Genomic DNA, 22,875 nt, shown 5'->3' on the forward strand with positions numbered 1-22,875 from the left:
CACATCACAGCCTCTGAGCGCCCGACTCGGGCGATCCATCGACATGTACATCGATGTGCGGCAAACCACACATTGCCGTTTTGTACGTGACGGATCGATGCTTGGCGCGCAGCAACCGCGAGGGAGGAAGTAATGAAGATCGACCTGTTCACAGAGATGCAGAGTCCCCGTCCGTGGTCGGAGGACCACGAGCACAGGGTCATCATGAACACCCTCGAGCAGGCGAAGCTCGCCGATCGGCTCGGGTACGGCTGCTGGTGGCAGGTCGAGCACCATACGGCCGAGGAGTTCAGCTACTCGTCGGCGCCGGAGGTGATGCTCGCGGCGATCTCGCAGCACACGACGTCGATTCGGCTCGGGCACTCCTCGGTGCTGTCGCCGTTCCGGTTCAACCACCCCATCCGCGTCGCCGAGCGCGCGGCGATGCTCGATCACCTGAGCGGCGGGCGCCTGGAGCTCGGCCTGGCCCGCTCGACCATCCCGGAGTGGCGCACGTTCAACATCCCTCCGGACCGGACGCGCGATCAGATGCAGCAGGCGTTCGAGATGATCCCGAAGATGTGGACGCAGGAGCGGTTCTCCTGGAAGAGCGAGGACGCCGAGATCAACAACGTCCCCATCATCCCGAAGCCGTACCAGAAGCCCCACCCGCCCCTCTGGCAGGCCTGCTCGAGCCTGGCCTCGTTCGAGCAGGCCGGGCGCAACGGGGTCGGCGCGCTCGGCGTCACGCTGTGGGCGCCGCCCGACCAGGTGAAGGAGTGGATCGGCATCTACCGCGAGGCCATCCGCCGGTGTGAGCGGCCCGTCGGCGCGTTCATCAACAACCAGGTCGGGTTCTTCACGTTCGCTCACTGCGCCGAGACGGACCAGCAGGCCATGGAGAACGGCGCCGCCTCCGCGGCCGCGTGGTACACGAACGGGTCCTTCACGTTCTTCGAGGCGAAGGAGCACTTCCTGCGGACCCACGCCGAGGAGCAGGCGCTGGCCAAGGACCCGGCGGGCGGCGGCCTCGTGGGCCAGCTCCTGCGCGACCGCGCGGGGAAGACGCCGGCCGAGACCAAGGCCAACGCGGTCCTCGCCCGCATCATGCAGAACGAAGAGGTCCCGAACGAGGAGGTGTTCGACGCCCTGAAGGAGCAGAACTCGCTCATCGTCGGCAGCCCGGAGACGTGCCGGCAGAAGATCAAGTTCTACCAGGACCTCGGCATCGATCGCCTGCTGTCCTTCCAGCAGGTCGGGCGCCTGTCGCACGAGCAGGTCATGGGCAGCATTCGCCAGATCGGCAAGCTCATCCCCGAGTTCGACAAGCCCTGAAGCGGGGCCCGCGGGCGCCCGCGGCTTGACTCCTGAAGATCCGTCGAGTTTTCTAGAAGAATTCACAGGGAGACGGGGAGAACACTGGGATTTTCCTCCCTGTCTCCCCGCCTCCCTGTTCAATTTTCCGACATAATGAGGGATCTGTCAGGCGCGACTCAGTTCCGGCGGGTCGACGGACTGCCGAGGGATACCTCCCGGCTTCCCGGATAGGTCGCTCGATCAGAATCGACCGACGACGCCGAGGCCGACGCTGCTCGGTCCGAGCGCCATCGGCGCCGGGAGCACGAGCGGCTGGCTGACGTCGTCGCGGACCAGCACACTTCGCGGCACGAGGAGGCCTGGCACGAGCAGGGCGGCTCCCGTGATCTGGACGAGCCCGTCGAGGACGAGCGCCATGGTCTCTAGGTCGTCCTGCCGGGTCGTGGCCAGCGTGATGAAGGGGCCCGCGCACGGCACGAACAGCGCCGCATACCCCGGGGAGCCGCGGTACACCGCGTCGCCGCCGCCGATCGCGGTGAACAGGTAGACGGTTCCGAAGACGATCGCGCCGCTGATCACGAGCCCCTTGCGGACGCGCGTCTCCGGATGATAGCCGGGAGGCACCGGCTCGCCCTCCCTCCAGGGGAGCACCTTCGGGCCCGCGGGCGGGGCGCCGTGGAAGCCCGGAGGCGGAGGAGCCTGCGGCGCAGGCAGGGATTGCGTCTGCATGGCCGGCGCACCAGGCGGTGCGCCGTCGTCCGCGCGCGCCTGCCCGGAGCCGGAGGCAGAGACAATAGCCCCGGTCGCGACAGCGAGCGACCATCGTTCAAGCGATCGTCGATTCCACATGTCAACCCACCCTCGCTCGCGCCGTGATCTCGCGCCCGAAGCGACCGACAGACGATGATACACGAGGAGACTTTGATCGTAGCCTTAACATTCACACCGGCATCCGCGCCCCGCGCGTCACAGCACGAGTGTGCGCGCACGCACACACCGTCCGTGTCCGTCGCGCCGCTACGCACCGGTGGAGCGCGCGATCTCACGCTTCGCGATCGCACACAGGCAGGCACCGCGGCGCCTCATGGATCACCAGCCTCCGGCGGCGGAGCAGCCATGTCTGAGCGAATCGTCCTGTCGTCGTCGAACTCCTCGAAGGAGCACGGGATCGTCGAGCTATCGTCGTCGAACTCCTCACGGAGGAGCGCGGAACGGGAACTCCTTCTGACCGGTTCATACAATGGATCGCTGTCACCGAGGCGGACCATGGAACGCAGGTAAAGATCGAGCTCGCCCGGCTCGAACCGGCAGAGCCCGATCGCGTACCAGAACGCGCGCCCCGTATCGCCACCGAGCTTGTAACGACCGTCGCCCGTGAACGCGACCCAGCCCTCCGGCAGGCACAGGAGGACGGCGAGGCACTCCCCCGTCGCCACGCTCCACAGCCGCACCGTGGAGTCGCCCGAGCCGGACACGAGGATACGTCCATCCGGGCTGAAGGCGACGCTGGTAACGCCGTCCTGATGGCCTCTTAGAACAAGGCGGCAGACGCCCGTCGCCGGATCCCATAGCCGCACCGTAGAGTCGGCCGAGCCCGAGGCGAGCAACGCGCCGTCGGGACTGAACGCCACGCTCATGACCCAGCCCTGATGCTGCGCGATGACGAGCAAGCAAGCCCCGGTCGACACATTCCACAGCCGGACCGTCGAATCGAACGAGCCCGAGGCGAGCAGCGTGCCGTCGGGGCTGAACGCCACGCTCCGGACGAGCTTGGCATGCTCCACGAGCACGTGCCGGACTGCACCCGTCGCGGCGTCCCATAGCCGGATCGTCGCGTCGCCCGAGCCCGAGGCGAGCAGCGTGCCGTCGGGGCTGAACGCCACGCTCCAGACCTCGGCCTTGTGCCCCTTGAAAACCAACCGGCGATCCCCGGTGAGCGCGTCCCACAGCCAAAGTTCCGACGCTTGCCAGCCGGTGGCGAGCGTGGCGCCATCGGGGCTGAACGCGAGGCTCAAGGCGACGCTGCCACCCCCCTGGAGGATGAGCCGCACAGCGCCGGAAGCGACGTCCCAGAGCCGGACCGTGGCGAACTCGTCACGCGAGGCGAGCGTCGCGCCATCGGGGCTGAACGCGAGGCTCCAGAGGCGCGTGGGCACCGCGATCCGGCGACGGGCGGTGCCGGCCACCGCGTCGAGAAGCCAGATGCCCGACGCCTGTGAGCCCGCAGCGAGCGTTGAACCCGCCGGGTCGAGCGCGACACACCAGATGATGTCCGAGAGGCTCTTCAGCGTGAGCCGGGTCGCGCCGGTCGAGGCATCCCACAGGCGGATCGTCCCATCGACCGACGTGGAGGCGAGCGTCGCGCCATCGACGCTCCAGGCCGCGCCCGCGACGAGCCCCCCGTGGCCCCGCAGCACCAGCCGAGCAGCGCCGGTCGAGGCGTCCCACAGCCGGACCGTCGAGTCATACGAGCCCGAGGCGAGCGCCGACCCATCGGGACTCCATGCAAGCGTCACGACCCAGCTCCGGTGCTCCCTGAGGACGAGCCGGGCAGTCACGGTCGCGACATCCCAGAGCCGGATGGTCGAGTCGTACGCGCCCGAAGCGAGCGTCGCTCCGTCGGGGCTCCATGCGACGCTCTGTACCCGGCGCTGATGACCCGCAAGGACGCCGCGTTCGGCGCCGCTCACGGCGTCCCAGAGCCGAACCGAGCCGTCCTCGTGCGCCGATGCAAGGGTCGACCCGTCGGGGCTCCACGCGACGCACGACACGACCGCCGGATGGCACTCGACGACACGCCGGACGTCGCCGCTCGCCGCATCCCAGAGCCGGATGGTTGCGTCTTTCGAGCCCGAGGCGAGCATCGAGCCGTCCGGGCTGAACGCGACGCTGGTCACCGCGGTCCAGTGACCCCGGAGCTCGCGCCGAACAGCGCCGCTCGCGACGTCCCACAGGCGAACCGTGGCGTCTCCGGAGCCCGAGGCGAGCGTCCCGCTGTCCGCGCTCCACGACAGGCTGCGAATGTTTCCCTCGTGGCCGACCAGGACCACCCGCAAGACGCCAGTCGCGAGGTCCCAGATCCGGATCGAGCCGTTGGTATGACCCGAGGCCAGGAAGACGCCGTCCGGGCTGAAGGCCACGGCATGGCCGTCGGAGACAGGCGCGATCATCGGCTCGACGTGCGCCGGCTGCGGCATCGCAGCGCCGGTCGTGACACAGCCGTCCAGCGCGCCTGCGCTCAGCTGCGCGCCGACGAGCTCCGCGACGCGCAGGCGCGCGCCCGAGAGCGAGGCCTCTCGGAGATCAGCGCCGAGCAGGCGCGCGAACGAGAGCTCGGCGTCCCGGAGGTTCGCGCCCGAAAGGCGCGCCCGCGAGAGGTCCGCCCGCAGGAGGACCGCGCGCTCGAGCGACGCGCCCCGCAGATCGGCCTCCACCAGCCGCGCGCCGGTCAGGTCGGCGCCCGTCAGGTCGGCGCCTCGCAGGTCCTGCCTCGAGAGATCGCGCCCCCTGAGGTCGTGCCCGGCCAGGTTCACCCCCACGTGAGCCGGGACCCCGAGCCGCTTGAGCACGAGCAACGCGTTCTTCTTCGCGGACTCCTTCGAGCCCGACGCGAGCGCCGCGCGGGCCCACTGCGCCGCGGTGTCCGCGCCGGCCAGCGCCGCGAAGAAATCGGCCATCGGTTCCGACATCTCGCGCAGGCCGAGCGACACGGGCTCACCGCCGGCCGCGACCTCCTCGGCCGCGCGCCGCGCCACCAGCCACTCCGGCACCGACTGATGGATGAACGAGAAGCTCCCCTCCTCGTCCCTCACGAGCAGCGTCCCGGCGCCGACCTCGTGCGCGACGACCCCTGGATCCAGCTTGTTCTTCGCGAGCTCCTGCGCGGCCGCCAGGATCTCGGAGGACAGCGCGCCGACGTCGGCAGTGCGCTCGCCCCGCTGCCAGAGCTGCACGGCGAGCTCGGTCACGGCCCTCCATCGCTGCTCCAACGTGAGGCTCACCTGCGCTCCCCTCGGGTGCGCCCGCTCATCCTCCTTGCGCAGCCACTGTTCGAGCAGCAGCCTGTAGAGCTCCGCCGACGTGAACTCCCCCTCGCTGGCCCCGGCCTCCTTCAGCTTGTCCTCGTCGATGCCCGCGATGAAGCCCAGCATCCTCGGGTTCCTCGAGAGCCCGAGCAGATCCTTCACGCCGCCGAGCAGCGCGAAGCGCCGCTCCGCGACCGCCTCACCGCCGAGCCGGTTCAAGAGGAAACATCGGATCTGGTCCTCCGTGAACGGCGAGAGCTTCGCGATCCGGTAGCCGGGGATCGAGCCGGCCCGCTTCGCGAGCGCCGTCTCCACGCGACGGTCCGACAGGAAATGCTGCGTGCGGCTGGTGACGACGATCTTCGCGTTCCCGCTCGCCGCCTGGATGAGCGTATCGAAGTGCTCCTCTGCCCTGTCGTAGCTCACGCGGAGCGCGAGCTCGTCATAGCCATCGAACAGGAGCGCGATCCGCCCCTCGGAGAGCATGTAGAGGAACGACTCCATCTGGAACCGCTCGAAGCGCGCCCTCGCGAAGTGCTGCGCCAGGAGCTCCTCGAGCGAGCGGCCCTTCTCGAGCGATCTCATCTCGACGAGCACGGGCACGAGCGGTCCTCCCGCGCTCCCCATGCGCCGCGCGAGCTCGTGGAGCAGGAACGTCTTGCCCGTGCCGAAGTCGCCCAGGATGACGATGAAGCGACCGCGCGGCGAATCCAGCCATTTCGACACGGTCGAGAGCGCGTCCCCCTCCTCCGACTCGTCGACCCCCACCTTGAAGGTGAGGCGCTGGTCGACGTAGAGCGCGGGCGGGTAGACCTGATCGCTCGCGAGCCGCTGCGTCTGCCGATCGAGGTAGTGTGTAAAGTCGAGCAGCCCCTGGTACTCGATGAAGCTCTCCACGTTCACGCGGGCCCTCTCCGCCGCGCGGACGAGCGCCTCTGGCGCGCTGCTGCCTCGATAAACGAGGGTCGAGACCAGCCCCGGATCGTCGAGCCGGTACTGCGCGTCGATGCGCTCCAGGAACGCTTTCAGGATCTCGTCGGTAACCCGTTGGTCGATGGCAGCCACAGGGTATGTCCGCACGATGCGCCCCCTGCGCACCGACACGCGCAGGTGCGCGCCGAAGGGCGCTGGCGCAGGCAGTTGCTCGATCGTCGCGCCCTCCGGCTCCTTCAAGCGACAGACGCGCTCCACGCGCGCGAGAAAATCGCTCGGTACCGGCGGTCTCGGCGGCCGATCATTGTTCACGTCATCGACGTGGTTGTAGGTTCCCCCAGCGATCGACCGCAAGATCGCCGGCACGCGGGCGTGCGCGCCGTCCGGGTTCTTGTAGGCGATGACCCTGACCCCTGCGGCCTCGAGCTTGCGCCGCCTGAATGGCGTCAGCGTGTCCTCCACGAGGAGCGCGAAGTGCGGCGGGGGCTGCTCGCCGGCCAGGGCGCGGACCTCGCCGAGCGCCTGGTCGAGGTGGTCGTCGGCAAAGCCGAAACCGACGAAGAGGACCGGGCACGCGTGGAAGAGCGCCTTGATGGCGACCTGGAGGCCCGGCGACGCGAAGATCACCCGGTCGTACTGCTCGCGCGTGAACACCCACGTCTCCCGCTCGCGGAGCGTCCCGTGGAGCTTGAGGATGTACCTGCGGCGCGCCGCGATGTCGGCCGGCGCCCGCGCGAGGACGTCCCACTCACCCCCGAACGCCCGGTCGAGGAGGCGATCGAGGTTCGTCGTCAGCACGGCGCGCAGCCCGGGCTTCATCGATGCGATGACCCGCGCGACCTCGGGCACATCGCGGTCGCTGTCGTCGAGGGCGCGCTCGACCGCAGCGCAGAACTCCGGCGCTCCGAGCGAAAGCTTCACGGCCGAGAGCGCCTCGGTGTACTGCTGTCTCTGCGCGAGCTCCTCGATCTCCGCGAGGATGCTGGCCTGTGCCCCGCTCACGCGCAGGCGCGCGACCATCTGCTCGGTGAGCTTCTGCCAGCCCGGGAGCCCCGCCGCGGCAGAGACGCCGGCCCCCGCGAACACGACGAGCTGCCCGCTCTCGTAGGCCTTGCGGAGGTCCTGGAGCGCCGGGTCGTTCGGCACGTCGATATCGCTGCTCCCTCGATCCGCAGCCATCGTCATCGACACTACGCTACCTCTTTGTCGAGCCAGCCGGCATCGCTGTGCTCCGCCCGTCGCGCGCCAGCCGAGCGCCAGCAGCCGCTGCACGATCACAACGATGCGCGAGATGCCTGGGCCCTCGTATCGCAGCGCTCGACAGGCGCGCGAATGTTCGCTAGGCTGCACCTCGATGTCCGTCCCTCGCGCGCGCTCCCTACGCCCCTGCCTAGGCCTACGGCCCGGGGGCCTTTGCGCGCGCTGCTGATCGACGTCGCTCCTCGCAGTACGGCCCCCCTCGGTTCTCTTGGTCCCGATGGGGGTCCTCCGCCTCGTCGTCGTGTCGTGACGACTCCCATCGCTAGCTTTCAGGGAGTCCTGTCATGTCCACGATGCCTGTCCACAAGTACAAGCCCTTTCAGCCCATCCATCTGCCCGATCGCCGCTGGCCCAGCCGCGTGATCGAGAGCGCGCCGCGCTGGTGCAGCGTGGACCTGCGCGACGGCAACCAGGCCCTGGTCGAGCCCATGGGCCTCGAGCGCAAGCTCCGCATGTGGCACGAGCTCGTGCGCATGGGGTTCAAGGAGATCGAGGTGGGCTTCCCCAGCGCGTCGCAGCCCGACTTCGACTTCGTGCGCTGGATCATCGACCAGGGGCTCATCCCGGACGACGTGACGATCCAGGTGCTCACCCAGGCGCGCGCCGAGCTGATCGAGCGCACCTTCGAGGCCATCCGCGGGGCGCGCCGCGCCATCGTCCACCTCTACAACTCCACCTCCACGCTCCAGCGGCGCGTGGTGTTCGGCCTGGATCGCGCGGGCATCGTCGAGATCGCCGTGCGCGGGGCCCGGCTCGTGAAGGAGCTCGCGGCGCGGTCGCCCGAGACCGAGGTCGCGCTGGAGTACTCCCCCGAGAGCTTCACGGGCACCGAGCTCGATTTCGCGAAGGAGATCTGCGAGGCCGTGATGGACGTCTGGGAGCCCACGCCATCACGGAAGATCATCCTGAACCTGCCCGCCACCGTCGAGATGTCGACGCCCAACGTGTACGCGGATCAGATCGAGTGGATGCACAGGAACCTGAAGCAGCGCGGCAGCATCGTGCTGAGCGTGCACCCGCACAACGACCGCGGCACCGCCGTGGCCGCGGCGGAGCTGGCCGTGATGGCGGGCGCCGATCGCGTCGAGGGCACGCTGTTCGGGAACGGCGAGCGCACGGGCAACGTCGACGTCGTGACGCTGGCGCTCAACCTGATGTCCCAGGGCGTGGATCCCGAGCTCGAGATCCATGACGTCCAGTCGATCAAGGAGACGGTCGAGCACTGCAACCGCCTGCCGGTCCACCCGCGCCACCCGTACGTCGGCGAGCTCGTGTACACGGCCTTCTCCGGGTCGCACCAGGACGCGATCAAGAAGGGGTTCAAGGCGCTGCGCGAGGGCGGGAGCCCGCTCTGGGAGGTGCCGTACCTGCCCATCGATCCGCAGGACGTCGGCCGCAGCTACGAGGCGGTGATCCGCGTGAACAGCCAGTCGGGCAAGGGCGGCGTGGCCTACGTGCTCGAGCACGACCACGGCTACGCGCTGCCGAGGGGGCTCGCCGTCGAGGTGAGCCAGGCCGTGCAGCGCAGGGCGGAGCGGACCGAGGGCGAGGTGCAGAAGGCCGAGATCCTGGCGATCTTCGAGCGGGAGTACGTGAACCGCGCAGGGCCGCTCCGGGTCACCCGGCACAGGCGCGTCGGCCAGGGCGCGGACGAACGACACGAGTTCCATGTGCAGATCCGAGGCGCCGCCCACGTGCTGAGCGCCGCCGGCGGCAGCCCCGTCGAGGCGCTCGCGAGCGCGCTCTCGCGCCACGCGGGGATCGCGATCGCGGTGGACGAGCACGCGGCGCACGCGCTCCCGAGGAGCGCCGGCGACGAGACGGCGGCTTACGTGGCCATCTCGGTCGGGCGCAAGCGCAGCTTCGGGGCGGGGACGCACGGGGACGCCGACATGGCGTCGCTCGCCGCCGTGGCGTCCGCGTGGAACCGCGCGCGGCCGGCGGATGCGGCGCAGCTCGCGGCGGCAGCGGAGTGAGCGGGCGCGCGGTCGCTCAACCCCGCCGGAGGCGCCCGCGCAGCGAGACGAAGCGCCTGGACGCGCGCGCGCGCGGTGCTACCCTCGCGCGCCGACGGCGGAGCTCCTCCGGCGGGTCCGGCAGCGCGGCCACAGACGGCAGATGCGGGAACCAGCAGGGGCGACGTTGCAGACGCCACGTTCCCTTATGATGACTTCTCCCCCACGCCGCATCCCGAGCTCGCGCCGCATCCCGAGCTGCCTGTGGACACGCGCCTCCGGTGCCTCACTCCAGCGCGCGAGCGGGGGGACCTGGGCAGGGTGCGCCTGCGGTGCCGGGCGTATCCGTCGAGCTCTGGAAGCAGGACTGGCTGCGCTGGAACACAACGAGACAATCAAGGTGAGTGAATGAGCAAGGTGGAAAATCCGGCACTGAGAGGGTTCAACCCCGATCCGTCGATCGTTCGCGTGGGGGACGATTACTACATCGCGACCTCGACGTTCGAGTGGTTCCCGGGCGTCCAGATCTCCCACTCGAGAGACCTCGCCAACTGGCGGGTGGTCGCGCGGCCGCTGGAGCGGTACTCGCAGCTGGACATGCGCGGCAACCCCAACTCCGGCGGGATCTGGGCGCCGTGCCTGACCTACGCGGACGGCTTGTTTCACCTCATCTACACGAATTCGCGACGCTGGGCGGGGTCGTTCAAGGACGTCCACAACTACCTGGTCACCGCGCCTTCCATCACCGGCCCGTGGTCGGAGCCCGTGTACCTGAACAGCTCGGGGTTCGATCCTTCGCTGTTCCACGACGACGACGGCCGCAAGTGGCTTGTAAACATGGTGTGGGATCACCGGCCGGGCAACAACCCGTTCGGTGGGATCTTGCTCCAGGAGTACAGCCCGAAGGAGAAGAAGCTCGTCGGTCCGGTGGAGAACATCTTCCGAGGCACGGCGCTCGGGCTCGTGGAGGGGCCGCACCTCTACAAGCGAGATGGCTACTACTACCTGCTCACCGCGGAGGGTGGCACGTTCATCACGCACGCCGCGACGGTGGCCCGCTCTCGCTCGATCCACGGCCCTTACGAGGTCATGCCCAACAATCCGCTCATCTCCAGCGCGTCCCACCCCGAGCTGCAGCTCCAGAGCGCCGGTCACGGTAGCTTCGTGGAGAACAAGGACGGCTCGTGGGTGTTCGCGCACCTGTGCCGTCGCCCGCTGAAGAATGGCCGGTCGACGCTGGGACGCGAGACGGCGCTCCAGGGGATCACCTGGGTCGAGGGGTGGCCGCGGCTGACTTCGGGCGGGCAGGTTCCGCTGGACGTCTACGAGGGGCCGAACCTGGCTCGCCACGAATGGCCGAAGACACCCGAGCGCGACGACTTCGACAAGCCCGCGCTGGGGATCGAGTGGCAGTCGCCGCGCGTGCGGCCGGCAGACGTGAGCAGCCTCGCCGCCCGACCCGGGTACCTGCGCCTGATCGGGCGCGAGAGCATCACCTCGAACTTCGAGCAGAGCCTCGTCGCGAAGCGCCAGCAGGCCAAGCACGTGCAAGCGACGGCGTGCATGCAATTCGCCCCTCAGCACTTCCAGCAAATGGCGGGCATCGTTGCGTTCTACAGCACGGACTCGTTCTACTATCTCTACGTCTCGCGGGCGGATCACGCCGAGAAGGCCCTGTCGCTCATGAAGTGCGAGCGGGGGAACCTGACGTTCCCGGTCGAGAAGGAGTACGTGCTGGACGGGGCGGAGAACATCTTCCTGCGGCTCGAGATCAAAGACGATCGGATATCGTTCTTCTACTCGCGGGATGGCGTCACCTACCACGCGGTGGGGTGGGAGCACGACGCGTCGATCCTGTCGGACGAGCACGCGGTGCCCTGTGGGTTCACGGGCAATTTCGTCGGGATGGCGTGCCAGGACCTGGCCGGCACGCGCCTGCACGCGGACTTCGATTGGTTCGACTACCGCGAGATCGGGTGACGTCCACACGGGAGACAGCCTAAGGAATTCCCTTAAATTCTTCGGAAAATTCACAGGGAGGCGAGGAGACGGGGAGGGAAATTTTCGAATACTCCCTGACTCCCCACCTCCCTGTTCAATTTCTCTGCTGAAAAGGGCTGCTAATAGGCCGGCTCCGGCGCGCGCTCCTTGCCACGGAGGTGGATCTGGAGCGTCAGCATCCACGCAGTCGGCGCCGCGACGAGCACGTGCGGCGACGGCAGCGGGGGCGCGCTGTCCTTCACGAAGCTCGAGGCGTAGACGTACTGCGCGTCGTAATACTGCAGGCCCAGGAGGTTCGTGCCGTTCAGGGCGAGCTCCATGCCGCGCCAGCCGACCGCCGCGACGGCATCGAGGCTGACAGCGTCCTTGCCGTCCCGCCCGCCCGGGAGGGAGCGACCCGCCATGCCCTCGACGCCGGCGCCCACGCGGACCGTCACCTCCTTGCCGGAGAGCCGGCCGACGACCCCCGAGGCGAACACGTCGTCGCGCAGGACGAACGCCGGCGCATAGGGCACCGGGTCGCCCTCCGCGAAGCGCGCGTCGGACCCGGTGAAGCGAGCGTGGGTGTACGTCCCGCTCAGGTGCGCGCCGAACGGGCCGGAGCGCGCGCTCATCACGACCTGCGCGCCTGCGCGCACCGACGGCGGGGCCTCGACGTGCTGCCGGGACGCCGCGTCGAACACGCGGTCATTGCCGAGCCACGAGCCGAACCCCACGGCCGAGCCCTGGAAGGTCTTGCCCTCCTTGAGCCGGACGCCCGCCTCGACGCTGCGCACCTTGGTGAACGGCACGCGCTCGCCCTCGTCGAGGTCGCGCGCCTGCGGGGAACGGAACCCCTCGCCGTAGCTCGCCACGAGGTGCACGCCGCCGCTCACCGCGATGTCGGCCATGGCCTTGCTCGACACGACGAAGCCCTGCGCGGTGCGCTCGAGCCCGGCGTTGCTCGTGCGATCCCGCACGCCGTACGAGAGCGAGTCGAGGCGCGCGCCGCCACGGACGACCACGCGCTTGATCGGGTAGAGCGAGAGATCGGCATAGGCGGCCACGTTCGTGGCGTCGATCGTCGCGTCGACGAGCGCGGCGTTCTTCGTGCCGTCCTCGAACAGGCGCGTGTCGGTCTGGTCGACCGTGTCCACGCGCGCGTAGGCGCCCATCTCGATGGAATCGCGCTTCGAGGTGATCTCGACGCCATGGCGGTAAAGCACCGTGAGGCCGAAGGTCGAGGCGTCGTTCACCATCTCGCTGTCGTCGCTCCGGACGATCGGCTCGCCGGCGAGCTGGTCGAGCGCGTACCCGGTGAGGTTCTGGTGAAACGTCGTCTTGGTCTTGCCCGCGAAGCCGCCGATGCCCATCGTGCCCTCGCCGAGGCTCCACAGGACATCGGAGCCGACGAGCGCCTGCGATGTCCTATCGCGGCCGAGCGGCCGCTGCGCCGCGTAGGGGTCGGCGCCCCGCTCCACGGGGCCCTGCGGCAGGTAGCCGGGAAAGTCGAAGCGCGCCGAGCCGATGGCCACCGTCGCGCGGAACTGGACCCGGTTTTCGCCCCCGCCGAGCTGCCCGACGAAGGAGCTGCGCTCGCCGCCGCGCACGCCGCCCGGCCCGTCCGTGGCGTCGGTCTCGAAGGCCGCGAACGTGTCCATCATCTCGTCGTGCTCGGGCGCAAACGCGATGAGGACACGCCTCGTCCCGAACGAGCCGACTCCCCCCTTCAACCAGAAGCCCGGCGCCTCCAGGCCGAGATCCATGCGGAGCGAGCCGGCGACGCCGAAATCGCCTTGCCTCGGATCGTGAGGGCCGCTGGCGATCCGGACGGAACGGACCACCTCCGGCATGATGAGGCGCATGTCGGCATATCCAGGAGCACGGATGTGCGAGACCTGGTTCATCGGGATGTTGCCGGCGAAGATCTCGACGTCTTGACCCGAGGTGCCGTCGAAGCCGCGCAGCGACAGGTGCGGCGCGCGACCGGGCAGGCCGCGATCGCTCATGAAGACGCCCGGGAGGACCCGCAGCACGTCGGCGCCCGAGCCGTGCGGCGCCGCGGCGAGGACCTGCGCGTCCGCCTCGACGTCGGAGGCGCTCCGGGCCGGCGACTTCGCCCGCACCCTCACCTCGAGGGGCTCGTCCTTGGGGGCACAGGCGTCGATCTCGGCCTGGGTCGCCGCCTCGCGGACGCACCGCTCGTAGCTGTCGGCGCGGGCCACCGACGGCCACAGCGAGGCACAGAGGAGCGGGACGGCGACGGCCAGCGCTCCTGTCGGCCCGAGCCGCCGTGATGGCCGTCCCCTCGAGCCCCGTCCCCCGCGGTGTCTCATGAGGCGATGATACAGACAACGAGGCCGGAGCTTGGGTGAGAAGCGTGGGATGCGTGGGAAGCGCGCGTCATGACCTTGCGACCTCGCGCCTCGCCCGACGTCGCCGGGTAAGCGTGCCGCGATCGATTGAATTTCGATACCAGCCAACGGCCCGCACGGCCCGCACGGCCCGCGCGGCGGAGACGTGGCCGGATTGACGGGCGTGTGGAGCGCGTTTATCCGTGCGCTGATGGCCCCGAGCTCTCCCTTGCCCGCGCAGCCGCGGACGATCGCCGAGGACGCGCGGCGGGGATCCCCAGGCGCCGCTCCGCCGAGCCCGGAGGCCGCGCTCATCGCGCGGGCGGTGGCGGGAGAGCCGGCCGCGGTGAGGGCGCTCGTCGACCTGCTGACGCCCACCATCCAGGAGCGGGTGATGCGGCCGCTGCTCCGCCGCCGGCGGGCCGCGGGGCACCGCGACGTCCGGCAGGAGGTCGAGGACCTGACCCAGAGCGTGTTCCTCTCGCTCTTCGCGGACGGCGGGCGCACGCTGCGCCAGTGGGACGCCGGCCGGGGACTGCCGCTCACGAGCTTCGTGGGGCTCGTGGCCGAGCGCGAGGCGTGCTCGATCCTGCGCAGCCGCCGCAGGAACCCCTGGACCGAGCAGCCCACCGAGGACGACGCGCTCGAGCGCGCGGACGGCGCCTCCGTGTCGCCGGAGCCCGCGGCGATCTCGCGGGAGCTGCTCGCGGCGATCGCGCGAAAGCTCCGCGATCGGCTGAGCGAGCGCGGGATGGAGCTCTTCTACCTGCTGCTCGTCGACGAGCGATCCACCGAGGAAGCGTGCGCCATCACGGGCATGACGGCGGACGCCGTGTATGCGTGGCGGAGCCGCATCGCCCGGCTCGTCCGGCAGATCGCCGCGGAGCTCGCGGCCGAAGCAGAGCCGAGAGGGCGCGGCGCCTCGCCGAGCGCGGCGAGCCCGGGAGGGGGACGATGAACGACGACGATCTGCTGAAGGCGCTGGCGCGCGCCGCGCGCGAGCACGACCGGGCGAGCGATCCGCGCTGGTCAGCGAGGGTGCTGGGGACGCTCGAGGCCGGCGAGCGCGATGCGCTGGAGGCCGAGGCGCAGCGCTCTCCGGAGGACCGCGAGGCGTGGGAGGCGTCACGCCCGCTGGACGGCGAGGCGCGGGCGAGGATCGCAGACCGGATCCTGGCCGGGCTGCAGGCGAGCGCGGGCGAGCGAGGCGCGGAGACGGGAGGCGCCGCCGCGGAGGCGACGGAGGCGGCGGAGGCGGCAGGCGCCGCCGCGGCGGCAGGCGCGGAGGCGGCAGGCGCCGCCGCGGAGGCGGCGGAGGCGGCAGGCGCGGAGGCGGCAGGCCCGCCACCTCCGGGACAGCGCGCGGCGGCGGCGCGCGGCGGCCAGGTGCTCCCGCTCCCGCGAAAGCCGGGCCGAGCGCCCTGGCGGATCGCGGCGACGGCCCTGGCGGCGGCCGCCGCGGCGGTCCTCGTCGTGCGGCTCTCGCTGGAGGGCGACAGGCACCATCCGCGCGGCCTGCTCGACGATCCGGGCGCGGTGGCCATGCTCCCGGTGCCCGCCTACGCCATGACGCTCGCAGGCGGCGAGGTCCGCGAGCGCTCCGCCTCCAGCGGCGCCGACGCGACCGCGCGGCTCGGGCCCGGATCGAGGCTCGAGATCACCCTGCGGCCCGCAACCCGGGTCGACGGCCCCGTCGCGGTGCGCGCCTTCCTGATCCAGGGCGAAACGGCGCGCCCCTGGGACGTGCACGCCGACCTCTCGGAGCAGGGCGCTGCGCGCATCGAAGGCGACACGGAGACGCTCTTCCCCGGAGTGCCCGAGGGCGAGTGGGAGATCGCGATCGCGATCGGACGGCCGGCGGCGCTGCCAGACAGCGCGGCCGGACTGGCGGACGCGCGGCCGTCCGAAGAAGAAAAAGATAATAAATTCAGAATCTTACGATTCAACGTACTCCTCCTGCCGCGCGCAGCGCCGCCCCCCCTCCCCACCGCCCGACCCGCCGCGCCCTCGAAGGACCCATGACGCGCTGGCGAGCGCTCCGGCCCGCGCTGGGCGCAGCGATCCTCGGCGCGGCGGCGCTGGCGCCGGGATGCGACGCGCGCCGCCCGACGGGGACCGCGGCCCCGGCGACCTCCGGGGCGTCCGCGGCCCTGGCGACCGCCGCGGCGCCCGCGCCGCCCCTCGAGGTGGAGTTCGCCGGCTGCAGCGCCGTGCACGCCGGACCCGCCTGCGCGCTTCCAGACGACCGGACCCTCCGCATCTGGGTGAAGGCCCCCGCGGACGCCCGCGTCGCGATCGCCGCCGACGCGGCCGCCGCGGCGGACACCCCGCTCTCCGCGCTCGATGGGGCACGCGTCCAGGGAGGCGTGCTGGCGCGCGTCCCCGTCCCGGAGGGCGCCCGCGCCCTCTCGGTGACCGCCAAGCGGGGCGGCGGGCGCGCGTCGTTCCGCCTGGAGCTCCGCCCGGCCATCGACGCGCCCCGGCTGAAGGAAGCCGAGGCGCTGCGCCGGAGCGGCGACCTCGACGCGGCGTCCTCGGCGCTCGACGCGCTGGCGTCCGGCGCGGACCCCGCCGTCCAGGCCCTGGCGATCGGCAAGCGCGCGCGCGTGGACCTCGCGCGCGGCAGGATCCCGGAGGCGATCGCGGGCTTCGAGGCGTCGATCCGGGCGCACCGGGCGGCGGGGCGGATCTCCGACGAGTTCCTCGACCGCTTCGCGCTCTCGTACGCGCTCGTCTTCAACGGGCGCAGGTTCGCGGAGGCGCGGGCGGCGCTCGACGCGCTCGGGCCGCTCGAGGCGAGCCATCCGGAAGGGCGCGCGGTGAAGCCGTACTACGCGGCGCTGCTCGCGTCCGAGGCGGGCGACCTGCGCGCGGCGCTCCGGCAGCTGGACGCGTCGGCGGCAGGCGCGGAGCGCCTCGGCCTGAGCGACCACCGGCTGCACGTGCTTCAGGAGCGCGCCGACGTGCTCCAGACCCTGGGCCGACCGCTGGAGGCGCGGGCGCTGCTGCGCGGCGTGCAGGCGTCCTCCCCCGCCGGGAGGGCCCCGTGCGAGCGCGCCTCCCTGCTGAACGACCTCGGCTGGAACGCCCTGCAGGTCGCCTGGGCGAGCGGCGGGTCCAGCGGGCCGCCCGAGGGCGCCGAGCGGCCTCGAGCCCTCGCGGACGCCGAATCGCCGCTCACGGCCGCGCTCGAGCTGTACGGGGCCGCGTGCCCGAAGCCGGCGAAGCGCGCGAACGCGCTGACGAACCTGGCCCTCGCCAAGCTGGAAGCCGGCCAGGCGGACGCGGCGCGCGCCCTGCTCGACGAGGCCCGGCGGACGGACGCGCGCCCCGACGCCGGCGTGGCGATGTACTGGCTCGAGATCGAGGGGCGCGTCGCGCTGGGCAGCGGCGATCCAGCGAGCGCGCTGGAGATCTACGGCCGGCTCGCGCGGCTCGCGGACGCGAGCGAGCTGCCGGAGGGCCGCTACCGCGCGGCGCTCGGCCGCGGGCGGGCGCTCGAGGCGATGGGGCGGCTCGACACGGCCGCCGTGGCCTACGAGCAAGCGGAGGAGCTGCGGGGTGACCTCGGCGCGCTCGTGCCGCTCGGGCAGGGCCGGGGCGGTTACCTCGGCCGCCTCGAGGAGAGCGCGCGGCGGCTCGTCGACCTCCTGCTCCGGCGTGATCCGCGCCGCGCGGCGCGCGCCGCGCGGCGATCACGCGCGCGGGCGCTCGCGGCGCTCCGCTGGATCGACCGCATCGAGGCGCTCGGCGGCGAGGAGCGGGCGCGCTGGGAGCGCGCCCTCGCGGCGTACCACGACGCGCGGGCGGCCTTCGACGAGGAGGGGCGCGACGACTGGCGGCTCTCGTCCGACGAGCTCGAGGCGGTCCGTGTCGCCCGGGCTGCGCACGGGCGGTCGATCCGCGCGCGGCTGGAGGAGGCGCTGCTCCTGGTGCGACAGGGGGAGCCCGCGGCGGTGGAGGTCGAGGCGGCGCCGGCGCTGGACGAGGGCGAGCTGATGCTCGTGGTCCATCCGATCCGCGAAGGATGGGCCGGCTTCGCCGTCACCGGCGGCGGCGTCGTGGCCAAGCGACTGCCGGCGCTCGACGCCTCGGCCCCCGCCGCGGCGCTGGCCCCGCGGCTGCTCGCGCCGTTCGATGCGCAGCTGCGCGCCGCGACGCGCCTCCGCGTCGCCGCCCATGGCGAGCTCGCTCGCGTCGACTTCCACGCCCTGCCCTGGGACGGCGCGCCGCTCGTCGCGCGCATGCCGGTGACGTACGGCCTGGATCTGCCCCGGGGCGGCCCGCGGCCCGCGGAGGGCGCCGGCGCGGGGCAAGCGCCGGAGCGCGCGCTCGTCGTCGCGGATCCGCGGCGCGATCTGCCGGCCGCGCGGCGCGAGGCGGACGCGGTCGCGGCGGCGCTCACCGGGAAGGGGCTGCGCGTCGAGCGGCTGTCGGGCGGGCTCGCCACGCGCCGCGCGGTGGCCGGCGCGCTGGAGGAGCCCGGGCTCGCGCTCTTCCACTACGCGGGCCACGGCGTCTTCGGGGGCCTCGACGGCTGGGACAGCAGCCTCGCCCTCTCCGGCGGGAGCGAGCTCGCCGTGGGCGACATCCTGGCGCTGCGCCGAGCGCCCGCGCGGGCGGTCCTGTCCGGCTGCGACACGGCGCGCACGGAGGCGGCGCCCGGGGCGCGGGGGCTCGGGCTCGGCCTGGCCCAGGCGCTGCTGATCGCCGGCGCGCGCTCGGTGATCGCGGCGTCGCGCCCGGTCGACGACGCGCTGGCAGAGCGGGTGATGGCCGCGCTCTACGCCGGCGAGCGAGGAGAGCCGGGCGAGCAGCTCCGCGAGGCGACCCTCGCGGCGCTGCGCGCGGATCCGTCGAGCGACTGGGCGAGCTTCCGGGCGCTGGTCCCCTGACAGCCCCGGAGAACGCTCGAGATCTGTCAGAGGCCGGGAGGCGACGGCGAAGAACAGCTCGACCCCGGAGACGGCCTACGGAGGATGTGAACGATGCGTACCTCGATTTTCGGTCTGAGCGCCCTTGTCCTCACCGCGTGCGGTCCATCGATGGACGCCACGCCCGTCGAGTCGGCCACGGAGACCGGCCAGGCGGCGCAGGCGCTGTCATTCGGTACGCGGCCGCAGCCGCAACGCCGGATCAAGGACGAGCCCATGCAACCGGCAGATCCTCAGTGCGGCGCGTGCGCGGCGTACGTCCTGAGCGCTCGGACGCTGTACCTGTTCATCGCGCAGAGGGAGTCGATGCCCAACGTCTCGATGACGCTGTACTCGACGAGGGGTGTGCCGCTCGCGACCTACAAGGTCGCTCCGAAGCCCGACGGCTCCGCGAAGGCCCTCTACGCCCTGAACCAGGGGCTCGTCAAAGACGTGGGATGGGCCACCGTGCGGTGGCTGGACCAGGGCGTGACGCATGAGCTCCGCGCAGGCGTGCAGACGACGTGGGGCGGGTGGGCCGTCCTGGGCCAGCAATGACGGTCGGAGGCTGAAGAGAGGTCGCGCGCAGGGCCGTCGGAGCGAAGAGCGACGGCCCGCGCCGCACCGGCGCTGCGCGAGAGACCGCGACGGCGCCTGCCAGGGTTGGCGGGCGCCGTCGCTCGAGGTGGCCAGCGATGACGCCGCTCGTCAGCGCCGCGGCGTCACCTCGAGAACCGCCCCCTCATGGATGGACGTTCACCGGCACCTTGTTGCTCGCGCCGCTCCCGTGGCGCACGCGGATGTACCCGGGGCCGACGCCGCTCGGGACCTGCACCGTGAGGCTCGTCGCGCCGATGCTGGTCGGGCTGGCGAGGGCGGTGTGCGTGGCGTCCACGAACTCGACCTGCGCGCCGGGCCCGAAGCCCGAGCCGGTCAGGCTCACCGTCGTGTTCCAGTGCATGACGTCGGCGTTGTTGAAGTCGAGCCAGAGCCCGCCGCGCACGAACACGCCGGACGAGAGCATCGGGCTCTCCTGGAGGATCATCTGCTCGTGATCGAGGAAGTCGGTCGTCGGATAGTCGCCGTGCCACGCCATGATCGTCGTGCCCGAGTAACCGTCCGGGTGGTGCAGGCCGAACGAGTGCCCGAGCTCGTGGGCGACGGTCCCCTTCGGCACGCCGCCGCTGCACTGCCACGTGGCGTATCCGCAGTGGAGCGCGAGCGGCTCCCGCACGCCGGAGAGGGGCTCCAGCACCCAGTCGCCCACGAGGGCGAATCCGCTGTAATCGCCCTGGAGGTTGGCGCCCGCCCAGCCGCCGCCGCCCTGCGCGAAGACCAGCGTGGACTGCCGCGCCGGGAAGCCGCCGACGGCCTGTGACACCGCGTTGAGCCAGTTCGGGAGCTCCTGCGGGTTGCTCTGGCAGGCGCTCGTCGGCGTCGGGCCGCAGCGCATGGTCAGGTAGCTCTGGGACGAGCGCACCGGCTGGACGAAGCCCACCAGGTGGAACGAGCCGCCCGACTCCTCGCGGTACCAGCCGCGCAGCTCGTCGAGGTACGTGTTGATGGCGTCGACGTACTCCTGGTGATACGGCTGGTCGCTCGGATAGACGTAATACGCCCTCACCGGGTAGACCTCGCCCCCCGCGAGCTGCGCCACCTGCGCGTCGCTCAGGGCCTGCTGGTAGAGGCGGACCTCGTCGATCAGGCCATTGTAGGCATTCCAGCTGGGGTGTCCGCCGATGACGATCGGCCGCGTCGATTGCTGAAGCGCGCCCGACGCGGGCGTCGACGCGCGGAGCACGCCGTTGACGTAGAGCTTGAGCGCCGCGCCGTCGTACACGCCGGCGACGTGCGCCCACGCGTTGGCGACGGCCGGGGCATGGACGATCGCGCGCCGGCCGGCGCCTCCGTCGGGGAAGGCCACGGAGAAGAAGTACTTGCCGTTGTCGATGCCGAGCAGGAACGAGTCCGCGGCGTACCACTGGTTGACGATGGTGCGGCTGCCCGTCACGCTCCGCGGGTTGACCCAGGCCGCCGCCGTGATCCGGTCCTGGAAGTGGAGGTAGCTCCTCCCCTCGCTGCTGATCTCCACACGATCCCCTGCCCCGTCGAAATCACCGGCCGACAGGGACCATCCGGGGCTGCAAAGGCGGCGGCCGGACATCACGCCGAACGCCCCCCGGCCCGAGTCCTCGCGAACGCGCGTGATCGCGCCGGCCGCGCAGGTGTCGAAGCTCCAGTAGGCCGCCGGCGTCGGCAAGCTGGCCCGGTCCGCGACGAGCGGGCCAGAGGCCGCGGCTATCGTCTCGTCTTCAGGCTCATCGGCAGGACCGGCCGCGACGCAGCCCGCGAGGCTCGCCGCCAGGGTGAGGACGATCGATCGAGATACCGTGAGCATGGGGGTCCGCATGGGAAGGGATGCCTTTCTCGCCTGGAGCGCGCGCGCTCCTCGTCGGAGCGCGCGGCGCGCCGGCGGCGCCAGTGCCGTGAAAGAAGGCAGCGCTCAGGGGTTCGTCCCGAGCCGTCCGCCTGCCTGCCTGTTACTTCGCCGCGGCTCCCCGGGGCCTGACATGGACCGAGAAAATAATGATGGCGGGGGCTCCACCCGAGAGGAGAGGCCGGGCGGTCGCGCCGCCGGCCAGGTGCGCCGAGCCCAGGCCCTCAGGCCCGGGCGCTGTACGGGCAGCCGTGAGCTCGCATGGCGGCCGCCGCGGGCTCCGTCACCGCAGGCTCCGCCGCCGCGGGCTCCTCCCGCCCTGCCGGCGCCGCGCGTACGGCGCTCGACGGCTCCCGCCGTTTCAGGATCATGCGCATCCCGTTCACCGGCTGCAGCGAGATGAAGCCACGGCAACGCGGGTCGAAGCCGGGGACCAGCCGGAGCCGATAACGCTGCAGCGCCATCGCGACCATGATCTTGCCCTCCAGCTGCCCCATGAACTCGCCCAGGCAGATCCGCTGGCCGGCGCCGAAGGGGATGAAGGCGAGCTTGTCGTCCGCGCTCCGCCGGTGGTTCGCGAAGCGCTCGGGCTTGAACTCCAGCGGATCGCTCCAGAACTCCGGGTGCCGGTGCGTGACCCACGGGACGATGGCCACCGTCGATCCCGCGGCGACCTGGTAACCGCCGAGGACGTCGTCCTCCAGCGGGCTGCGGAGGATGAACGGCACGGAGGGCAGGAGCCGGAGGCACTCGTTGAAGACCATGGTGAGGTAAGGCATCGACTCGATGTCCCTGGCCGTCGGAGACCGGCCGCCGAGGACGCGATCGATCTCGTCGGTGAGGCGGGCGCACACCTCGGGGTGCTGCGCGATCTGGTACAGCGCCCACGAGGCGGTGACGCTCGATGTCTCGTGCCCGACCATCAGGATGGTCTTGATCTCGTCCCGCAGCTGCGCGCGGTCCATCTTGGCGCCGGTCTCGGGGTCGACGGAGTTCATGAGGCGGACGAGCACGTTGTCCTCGCCGCCCGCGCCGCGCTGGTAGCCGTCGATGATGCCGTCGATCACGGTGTGCACGCGGTCCATGGCCCGGCGGAAGCGCAGGTGGCTGGGCAGCGGCCAGGACAGGGGCGGGTTGACCAGCGAGTACATCCGCTTGAGCGCGATCGAGAGCGCATATTTGAACGCCTCGCGGACGGTGTCCGTGTGGGCCTCCAGCGCGGCGCCGAAGAACGCCTCGCCCGCGATGCCGAACGTCACGTCCATCATGTCGTCGTTGATGTCCCGCTCGAACTCGCCCGGCTGGGCGTCCCAGCGCCGCAGCACGGCGTCCATGTGGTCGACGATGAGGGGGACGAACTTGAGCGTGTTGGCGTGGTTGAACTGGGGCTGCACGTGCCTGCGCTGGCGCCGCCAGAGCTCGCCCTCGCTGTTCACGAGGCCCCAGCCCAGCACGGGCGCGAGCTCGTGGTAGCGCTTCCCCTTGGGGTAGTTCCGGGCGTTCGTGCGAAGGACGTGCGCGATGTCGTTCGGGTGAAACGCCATGACGAAGTCCTCGGCCCCGGGCGCCCGCAGGCGCACGACGTCGCCATAGCGCGCGAAGAGGTCCTCGTAATGACGCATGTTACCGGTCCTGAAATTCGCCAGGTACCGCAGGCTGGCGAGCGGGCCAGGGCCCGGGGGCTGCCGATCGAGCGTGGCACTCATGATTCCTCCTTCTTCG

The 22,875-nt window shown here is 71.4% G+C and carries 12 protein-coding genes; 7 read left to right on the forward strand and 5 right to left on the reverse strand.

The annotated features are described in order from the left end of the window. Positions 1–132 precede the first annotated feature (132 nt). Entirely contained in the window at positions 133–1,314 is a 1,182-nt protein-coding gene (locus WMF12_RS25620; RefSeq protein WP_437849779.1) for an LLM class flavin-dependent oxidoreductase, read from the forward strand. 222 nt (positions 1,315–1,536) lie between these two features. Here WMF12_RS25620 and WMF12_RS25625 read toward each other — a convergent pair whose 3' ends face one another. Then, positions 1,537–2,025 carry a hypothetical protein gene (locus WMF12_RS25625; RefSeq protein WP_437849781.1) on the reverse strand — a complete coding sequence of 163 codons (489 nt, stop codon included), beginning with the start codon at positions 2,023–2,025 and terminating at the stop codon, positions 1,537–1,539. A gap of 353 nt (positions 2,026–2,378) precedes the next feature. Continuing rightward, a complete protein-coding gene (locus WMF12_RS25630; protein ID WP_437849783.1) occupies positions 2,379–7,439 on the reverse strand; it encodes an SIR2 family protein in 5,061 nt (1,686 codons plus the stop codon). A gap of 359 nt (positions 7,440–7,798) precedes the next feature. On the opposite strand from WMF12_RS25630, the gene leuA reads away from it, so the two are divergent. Both leuA and WMF12_RS25640 read left to right on the forward strand, forming a co-directional pair. After that, the gene (gene leuA, locus WMF12_RS25635) at positions 7,799–9,490 is read left to right on the forward strand and encodes a 2-isopropylmalate synthase (protein ID WP_437849785.1); all 1,692 of its coding nucleotides are present in this window, start codon (positions 7,799–7,801) and stop codon (positions 9,488–9,490) included. Between the two features lie 387 nt (positions 9,491–9,877). Continuing rightward, the gene (locus tag WMF12_RS25640) at positions 9,878–11,449 is read left to right on the forward strand and encodes a glycoside hydrolase family 43 protein (RefSeq protein WP_437849787.1); all 1,572 of its coding nucleotides are present in this window, start codon (positions 9,878–9,880) and stop codon (positions 11,447–11,449) included. Between the two features lie 140 nt (positions 11,450–11,589). On the opposite strand, the gene WMF12_RS25645 is transcribed toward WMF12_RS25640, so the two are convergent. After that, positions 11,590–13,785 carry a TonB-dependent receptor gene (locus tag WMF12_RS25645; protein WP_437849789.1) on the reverse strand — a complete coding sequence of 732 codons (2,196 nt, stop codon included), beginning with the start codon at positions 13,783–13,785 and terminating at the stop codon, positions 11,590–11,592. A 229-nt stretch (positions 13,786–14,014) separates the two neighbouring features. On the opposite strand from WMF12_RS25645, the gene WMF12_RS25650 reads away from it, so the two are divergent. The 4 genes from WMF12_RS25650 to WMF12_RS25665 all read left to right on the forward strand — a co-directional run bounded on the left by WMF12_RS25650 (position 14,015) and on the right by WMF12_RS25665 (position 19,274). Beyond that, positions 14,015–14,761, forward strand: a complete 747-nt coding sequence (locus tag WMF12_RS25650; protein ID WP_437849791.1) for an RNA polymerase sigma factor — start codon at positions 14,015–14,017, stop codon at positions 14,759–14,761. Further along, complete coding sequence (locus WMF12_RS25655; protein WP_437849792.1) at positions 14,758–15,825, forward strand: hypothetical protein; 1,068 nt, start codon at positions 14,758–14,760, stop codon at positions 15,823–15,825. Before WMF12_RS25650 ends, WMF12_RS25655 begins: the two co-directional genes overlap by 4 nt. Beyond that, the gene (locus tag WMF12_RS25660; RefSeq protein ID WP_437849794.1) at positions 15,822–18,698 is read left to right on the forward strand and encodes a CHAT domain-containing protein; all 2,877 of its coding nucleotides are present in this window, start codon (positions 15,822–15,824) and stop codon (positions 18,696–18,698) included. The genes WMF12_RS25655 and WMF12_RS25660 overlap by 4 nt, the downstream gene beginning before the upstream one ends. A gap of 93 nt (positions 18,699–18,791) precedes the next feature. Then, positions 18,792–19,274: a hypothetical protein gene (locus tag WMF12_RS25665; RefSeq protein WP_437849796.1), complete on the forward strand. Its 483-nt coding sequence runs from the start codon at positions 18,792–18,794 to the stop codon at positions 19,272–19,274. Between the two features lie 184 nt (positions 19,275–19,458). On the opposite strand, the gene WMF12_RS25670 is transcribed toward WMF12_RS25665, so the two are convergent. Then, the gene (locus tag WMF12_RS25670; protein WP_437849797.1) at positions 19,459–21,114 is read right to left on the reverse strand and encodes a LamG-like jellyroll fold domain-containing protein; all 1,656 of its coding nucleotides are present in this window, start codon (positions 21,112–21,114) and stop codon (positions 19,459–19,461) included. A 263-nt stretch (positions 21,115–21,377) separates the two neighbouring features. After that, positions 21,378–22,859: a cytochrome P450 gene (locus WMF12_RS25675; protein WP_437849799.1), complete on the reverse strand. Its 1,482-nt coding sequence runs from the start codon at positions 22,857–22,859 to the stop codon at positions 21,378–21,380. Positions 22,860–22,875 lie beyond the last annotated feature (16 nt).

This window comes from Sorangium sp. So ce363 (genome assembly GCF_051520435.1).
Classification (GTDB): domain Bacteria; phylum Myxococcota_A; class Polyangia; order Polyangiales; family Polyangiaceae; genus Sorangium; species Sorangium cellulosum_B.

What these genes read in the sequence shown, in the direction of transcription:
- WMF12_RS25650 (WP_437849791.1), top strand. Translation starts at nt 14,015, where the DNA reads ATGGCCCCGAGCTCTCCCTTGCCCGCGCAGCCGCGGACGATCGCCGAG.
- leuA (WP_437849785.1), top strand. Translation starts at nt 7,799, where the DNA reads ATGTCCACGATGCCTGTCCACAAGTACAAGCCCTTTCAGCCCATCCAT.
- WMF12_RS25630 (WP_437849783.1), bottom strand. Translation starts at nt 7,439, where the DNA reads ATGACGATGGCTGCGGATCGAGGGAGCAGCGATATCGACGTGCCGAAC.
- WMF12_RS25640 (WP_437849787.1), top strand. Translation starts at nt 9,878, where the DNA reads ATGAGCAAGGTGGAAAATCCGGCACTGAGAGGGTTCAACCCCGATCCG.
- WMF12_RS25625 (WP_437849781.1), bottom strand. Translation starts at nt 2,025, where the DNA reads ATGCAGACGCAATCCCTGCCTGCGCCGCAGGCTCCTCCGCCTCCGGGC.
- WMF12_RS25665 (WP_437849796.1), top strand. Translation starts at nt 18,792, where the DNA reads ATGCGTACCTCGATTTTCGGTCTGAGCGCCCTTGTCCTCACCGCGTGC.
- WMF12_RS25620 (WP_437849779.1), top strand. Translation starts at nt 133, where the DNA reads ATGAAGATCGACCTGTTCACAGAGATGCAGAGTCCCCGTCCGTGGTCG.
- WMF12_RS25655 (WP_437849792.1), top strand. Translation starts at nt 14,758, where the DNA reads ATGAACGACGACGATCTGCTGAAGGCGCTGGCGCGCGCCGCGCGCGAG.
- WMF12_RS25660 (WP_437849794.1), top strand. Translation starts at nt 15,822, where the DNA reads ATGACGCGCTGGCGAGCGCTCCGGCCCGCGCTGGGCGCAGCGATCCTC.
- WMF12_RS25645 (WP_437849789.1), bottom strand. Translation starts at nt 13,785, where the DNA reads ATGAGACACCGCGGGGGACGGGGCTCGAGGGGACGGCCATCACGGCGG.
- WMF12_RS25670 (WP_437849797.1), bottom strand. Translation starts at nt 21,114, where the DNA reads ATGCTCACGGTATCTCGATCGATCGTCCTCACCCTGGCGGCGAGCCTC.
- WMF12_RS25675 (WP_437849799.1), bottom strand. Translation starts at nt 22,859, where the DNA reads ATGAGTGCCACGCTCGATCGGCAGCCCCCGGGCCCTGGCCCGCTCGCC.